A 952-nucleotide genomic window follows, 5' to 3' on the forward strand; every position below is an offset into this window, starting at 1 on the left:
TAAGGGGTCTACAACAGCATGAGTTTTTTCGATTACTTTAAAAGCAGCAAAAAGAACACTGCATCAATCGCTAAAGAACGTTTACAAATCATCGTCGCACATGAACGAGGTAAACGTGAACAACCTGATTATTTACCTCAGCTCCAACAAGAGATTCTCGAGGTGATAAGAAAATATGTACCTGTCGATCAAGAACAAGTTCAGGTACAGCTAGATAAAAACGATGATTGCTCAATTCTGGAACTAAACGTTACACTTCCAGAAGATTAAGACCAAGACCTCTTCGGAGGTCTTTTTTTTAAGTTACTACTGTAGAATTTAAGTAAAGGAATGACCCCATAGCATGAACACTGGCAACACCACTTCAGGAAAGCTAAATAAACTCTACGCTCGCGACATTATGACTCCACACGTCAAATCTGTCCCACAATCCTGGACCATGCAGCAATTTTCTGCCTTCTTATCTGATAACAATATCTCTGGCAGCCCCGTTGCTAATCAAGAAGGGCAGCTTATTGGCATTGCTACACTTAAAGATATTGCCGACTTCCACTTAAATTCTGTTGATAGCTCTTATGAGGAACAGCTCAGCGAAGAAGAGAAGCTCGAAGCAAGACGCTTACGTATGATGATTTTTGAAGGCATGGCCAAACTTCCAGTAGAAGTAGGCGATATTATGACCCCAATAATTTTCTCCGTCGACGAGGAAACAGCCATTGTCGACGTCGCTAAACTAATGATGGAGGAGCATTTACACCGCGTTTTTGTCAAAAAAGGTGAAGACCTGAGCGGTATCATTACTACTTATGATCTACTCAAAGTCATCGTCGATGAAGCTGCTAGCTAAATACGCTTAGCTCTAATTGATGGCATCACACTTGATGGCACAATCTGGTCAGTTAACTATCAACCCTAAGTTGCATAAGTCAGAGGTTTTTGTATGGTAAAAAGT

The 952-nt window shown here is 40.9% G+C and carries 2 protein-coding genes; both read left to right on the forward strand.

Annotated elements, in window-relative coordinates; all coding sequences use genetic code 11:
* The first annotated feature begins 18 nt into the window (after window positions 1-18).
* Window positions 19-270 (forward strand): cell division topological specificity factor MinE, encoded by a 252-nt coding sequence (gene minE / locus A3763_RS22425; protein ID WP_068513820.1) that lies wholly within the window; start codon window positions 19-21, stop codon window positions 268-270.
* 73 nt (window positions 271-343) lie between these two features.
* Complete coding sequence (locus A3763_RS22430; protein WP_068513817.1) at window positions 344-847, forward strand: HPP family protein; 504 nt, start codon at window positions 344-346, stop codon at window positions 845-847.
* Window positions 848-952 lie beyond the last annotated feature (105 nt).

Source organism: Oleiphilus sp. HI0128 (assembly GCF_001635365.1).

What these genes read in the sequence shown, in the direction of transcription:
- minE (WP_068513820.1), top strand. Translation starts at nt 19, where the DNA reads ATGAGTTTTTTCGATTACTTTAAAAGCAGCAAAAAGAACACTGCATCA.
- A3763_RS22430 (WP_068513817.1), top strand. Translation starts at nt 344, where the DNA reads ATGAACACTGGCAACACCACTTCAGGAAAGCTAAATAAACTCTACGCT.